This window comes from Halorubrum sp. C191 (assembly GCF_002727095.1).
Taxonomy (GTDB): Archaea; Halobacteriota; Halobacteria; order Halobacteriales; family Haloferacaceae; genus Halorubrum; species Halorubrum ezzemoulense.
Window position 1 is genome coordinate 1 of record NZ_NHNZ01000178.1, and the last position, 4290, is coordinate 4290.

Genomic DNA, 4290 nt, shown 5'->3' on the forward strand with positions numbered 1-4290 from the left:
AAACACGTTCGACGCTCGGCCCACAGGCCCACGCAATCGAAACAACTATGCGCACAAACACGCATAGTGCGTATGTAGTGAGGCGGAAGAACATCACCATCCGCGAAGACCAAGCCGAGTGGGTCGAGGAGAACCATCTTAACCTCTCGTCGTTCGTTCGCGGACAACTTGACGAACTCATCGAAGAACGCTCGTGAACTACAACTACAGGTATCGACTCCGACCGTCCGACGCTCTCGAAGAACAGTTAGCGTGGACTCTCGATACCTGTAGACAAGTCTACAACCACTTCCTCCACCGCCTGAATCGGAACGACGACACCTCGGCATACTCCGAGCAGAAGCTCCTGCCGAGTCTCAAGAAGTGGTGGAGCGACCTGAAAGACGTTCACTCGAAGGTACTACAGAAGGTCGTGCAACGGCTGTACGACAACCTCTCGACACTACGAGGGCGCAAAGAGAACGGCTACCGCGTCGGGACGCTCAAGTGGAAGGCACCGGGCGAGTACCGCAGTTTCACCTACAGTCAATCCGGCTTCAAGCTCAAGAACACGAGCGGTCGGACCCGACTGTGGCTCTCGAAACTCGGTGAGATACCCATCACCTTCCACCGCGACCTGCCCGACGACGCCGAAATCAAGACCGTCACCGTCAAACAGGAACCTATGGGGAAGTGGTACGCCACCCTCGGCGTCGAAACCCCGGACAACCCATCGGAGAAGCCGGAGAATCCCGAGAAGTGCGTCGGCATCGACGTGGGGATTCTCACGTACGCCCACGACACCGACGGAACCGCCGTCGAATCCCTCGACCTATCCGACGAACGCGAGCGTTTGGAACGCGCACAGCGCGACCTCTCGCGGAAACAACACGGCTCTGACAATTGGGAGAAACAGCGCCGTATCGTGGCCGAACGACACGCCGAATTGAAGAACAAGCGACGGGACTTTCTGCACAAACTCTCGAACTACTACGCCCGAGAATACGACCTCGTGGCCGTTGAGGACTTGGACGCGAAGGGGTTGGTCGAACTACCGGGCAACTCGCGGAACCGGGCAGGTGCGGCTTGGGGGACGTTCCTGCGGATGCTCGAATACAAGTGCGAACGCGAGGGAACGCACTTTGTCGCCGTGAATCCGAAAGGGACGACCAAAGAGTGTGCGTCCTGCGGCGTCTCGACAGAGAAGCCGTTGTGGGTGCGCGAACACTCCTGCCCGGCGTGTGGGTTCGAGGCGGACAGAGACGCGAACGCGGCGTTGAACATTCTTTCTCGCGGTATCAAGAAGCGGTTAGGAGCGGGACGCTCCGAATCAACGCCTGTGGAGACTGCGCTCGCTGTGGATACCTCGGTATCTGCAAAGCGCGTCGTTGAAACAGGAAGCCCCACCCTCAAACGCGAGCCGTCAGGCGAGCGGTAGGGTAGGGTAGTTCACCGCGATATGCTGACTGGAAAAGTCTCGACAAGACGGCATTCGAGGGCGATGCGCCAGATGAGATCTGTTCGTATTGCTGGGCTGTAACACTCGATGAGATCGACCAGCTGAGACAGGATGCAAGCATGGAGGTAGAATCTCGTATCGGCACCACCGGCTACCGTCTTCGCTGGAAGCAGAAGGGTCGCGCTCGCGAGGAGTGGTACGATGTCGTCGTTCGGCCGGAAACGACGATAGCGGAACTCGATCGGCTCGTGTGTCGATTCAGTACGCTCGATGATCTTCACCTCCGGATGTACGGCCTCGAAGACGAGTATCTGGACTCGTCACTCAACATTCTCCCGGACCACCAGCATGAGAAGATCGACGACCCTTCGTACACGAACGCGAGTGACGTGACGATCGGAGACATCGCTGAACGTGCGACGCTCCGAGAAGGGGATCGGCTCAGCATGGTCTACGACTTCGGAACGCCGTCACAGCACTACTGTATCGTCAAGGAGGTCTACGATCCAGACGAGATCGACGACCTGCTGGCAGAATCCGACACAATCGCCGGGACAGATACCGCCGCCATCATTGACGAAAGACGACTGTAGGCGGGACAACCACCCGCTACTCGTCCATATCGGGATACTGGGACGGTGCGTCCCCCTGTTCGTCGACGACCACGGGGCTACTGTCCAACGATGCGTTGCGAGTATCCTGGAGTTCGATGTAGTGTTCCCAGTTGTCACCCATGTCGAACGTGTAGGAGAGCGCTCCCAGCTCTTCCGGATTTAACTCGTCGATCGTGGTGTCGGCGGCGTTACCTTCCGGCGGCGGATTCGACTGGAGCTCGCGAAACCGCGCTTTGGCGTCTTCGGAGGCGTCGTCGGGCACGGCTTGATCGATGAAGCGGTCGATCTCCGCGTCGTCCATCGCTCGCCAGCTCGGGCCGCCGTCGTAGAGCTGTGGGTGGACGTAGCTCCGGAGCGCGATGCCGTCCTCGTTGCGCGTGATGAACTCGTAGGCGTGGCTGTCCCAACGCTCGAACGCCTCGAAGATCGCCTCGTGGAATTCGGCTAGTGTATGTGACCCGTCGACTTCGATATCCCGCCAGACCTCCTCGTCGGGTTCGAGCTCCAGTGGCGGATTCGGGAGCAACCATACACGAAACACGTAGCTCGTCATACGTGTATCTTCCATAGGCGGGAGTGTCAGTTTTCCTCACGACAATAGCGTGGTTCCTCGATCAGTTGACTACAGTACCGTTCATTCACAAAAGATCCCAGCGTCATCTACGATTTTTAGAATATCGGTAACGCAAAATGCTAAACAGTCGCCCCTATCGATTTGTTGTGTGAGCGACCACCACAATCTGTAGACCCACCTCTATCGACTTGTTCCTGTCACCGATAAAACTGAGTCATCGATAACACCCTCGCCCCTATCGACTTGTTCGGTGAACACCCTACTGATTGAGCTGTGCATTCACGACGGTGCGGAGTTCGTCATTGTGGACGTCGTCTAGCCGCGAATCTTCTCGGAGCGTCTCGATGATAGTCTCCGGATTCTCACCAAACGTGAACTCGAGGTAGCTACCCGAGTGTGGTCCCTGACTCTTCCGCTCTGTCTCGACCAACGAATACGTCGTGAGTTCTTTCATCTTATTCACGTACGTCTCCTGGTGGTACTGATCCGAATCTAGGGTACCTGTCAAGTACTGATACACCCGGTATCCAATCGGGCTCCTTGCTGCACCAGTTCCGTCCTCACGGGCCACAGCTGCAGTCGCGAACAGACAGAGCTTCTTCTGCGTACTAATCCCACGTGTCACCTCCAACACGCGGTTCTTCTCAACCTTATCTTGGGCTTGTCGAACGTGTTCCTCCCGGACTTTATCTACACCTGTTTTTTCCGCAATCGACCCAGCTGTTCGCATCAGGTCGATCGCCTTCCGTGCGTCTCCATTGGTTTGGGCAGCGAATGCAGCTGCAAGCGGGATGACGTCACCGCTGAGTGTATCCTCGTGGAAGGCGTCCTCCCGAGCCCGGAGAATTTCCCGGAGCTGGTCGGCGTCGTAGTCACTAAAGTGAACGTCCTCAGGGGTAAAAGAACTGAGAGCGCGACTTCCCACACTCTCCATCATCTTCGTGTCGTTAGTGATGGCAGTGACAGAGACTTGGGCAGTAATCTCGTCGGTGCTTCCAGCACGAGATAGCTGATAGAGAAGGCGCGAAAAAGCGGGCTCGTCTTTATCGCGACGACCGACGAGCATATCGAGTTCATCGAGAATAAATACAACTGTATCGTAGTGGTCGTTGATCAGACGGTAGAGTTCGCGCCATTTTTTCTTGTTTGGAACTCCATGTTCCGGGACATCGACAGTTGTTCCGATGTCGTTCGCCACCTTTCGGGAAAGTTCGTAGACAGCTGCGCCGAGGGTTCCCACGTTCTGGCAGTTCATCTGGATGACGCCGAACCGGATATCACGGCTTTCGCAGAGTTCGACGATGTTCTGACAGACAGCATTAATGATAACTCAGCTTTGAACGTTGAAGTAGGAGCATGACGTAGGCGGTAGTGAAGACGGATGATGCCGATTACGGACTTCTTGTCGTGTACGCGTGTGTTTGACGAGTTCGAATCGCTGTCATCAGCTCAACGTCATCACGCGAAAACCTACGCCACCGGTCTTGTTGCGGCCAGCAACAAGACCGTGGCAGGCATCTCACGCGAAGTCCTTCCAGCTGGAGACAAACGCGCTCTCAACAAATTCCTCACCGAGTACGACTGGGACGAACAACAATTCAACCATGAGCGCCTCGAAGAACTCCAAAAACACGGTGAAACACGCTGGTCGAAGGATGGCTACA

3 protein-coding genes and 3 pseudogenes are annotated in these 4290 nt (G+C 56.2%); 4 read left to right on the forward strand and 2 right to left on the reverse strand.

The features are described from left to right. The 3 genes and pseudogenes from Z052_RS20760 to Z052_RS16390 form a co-directional block, all read left to right on the forward strand. The coding region (locus tag Z052_RS20760; protein WP_099289258.1) for a hypothetical protein at positions 1–197 on the forward strand (197 nt) is incomplete at its 5' end. Continuing rightward, positions 194–1417 carry an RNA-guided endonuclease TnpB family protein gene (locus tag Z052_RS16385; RefSeq protein WP_099289259.1) on the forward strand — a complete coding sequence of 408 codons (1224 nt, stop codon included), beginning with the start codon at positions 194–196 and terminating at the stop codon, positions 1415–1417. The genes Z052_RS20760 and Z052_RS16385, both read left to right, overlap by 4 nt. A gap of 20 nt (positions 1418–1437) precedes the next feature. Next, positions 1438–2031: pseudogene (locus tag Z052_RS16390) on the forward strand (hypothetical protein); the annotation flags it as partial. Positions 2032–2047: 16 nt separating this feature from the next. On the opposite strand, the gene Z052_RS16395 reads toward Z052_RS16390, so the two are convergent. Both Z052_RS16395 and Z052_RS16400 read right to left on the reverse strand, forming a co-directional pair. Beyond that, positions 2048–2605 carry a hypothetical protein gene (locus tag Z052_RS16395; protein ID WP_050033715.1) on the reverse strand — a complete coding sequence of 186 codons (558 nt, stop codon included), beginning with the start codon at positions 2603–2605 and terminating at the stop codon, positions 2048–2050. 280 nt (positions 2606–2885) lie between these two features. Beyond that, positions 2886–3956, reverse strand: a pseudogene (locus Z052_RS16400) (toxin-antitoxin system, toxin component); the annotation flags it as partial. Between the two features lie 51 nt (positions 3957–4007). Between Z052_RS16400 and Z052_RS16405 the strand changes: the two are divergent. Then, positions 4008–4290 (forward strand): annotated as a pseudogene (locus tag Z052_RS16405) (IS701 family transposase); the annotation flags it as partial.

What these genes read in the sequence shown, in the direction of transcription:
- Z052_RS16395 (WP_050033715.1), bottom strand. Translation starts at nt 2,605, where the DNA reads ATGACGAGCTACGTGTTTCGTGTATGGTTGCTCCCGAATCCGCCACTG.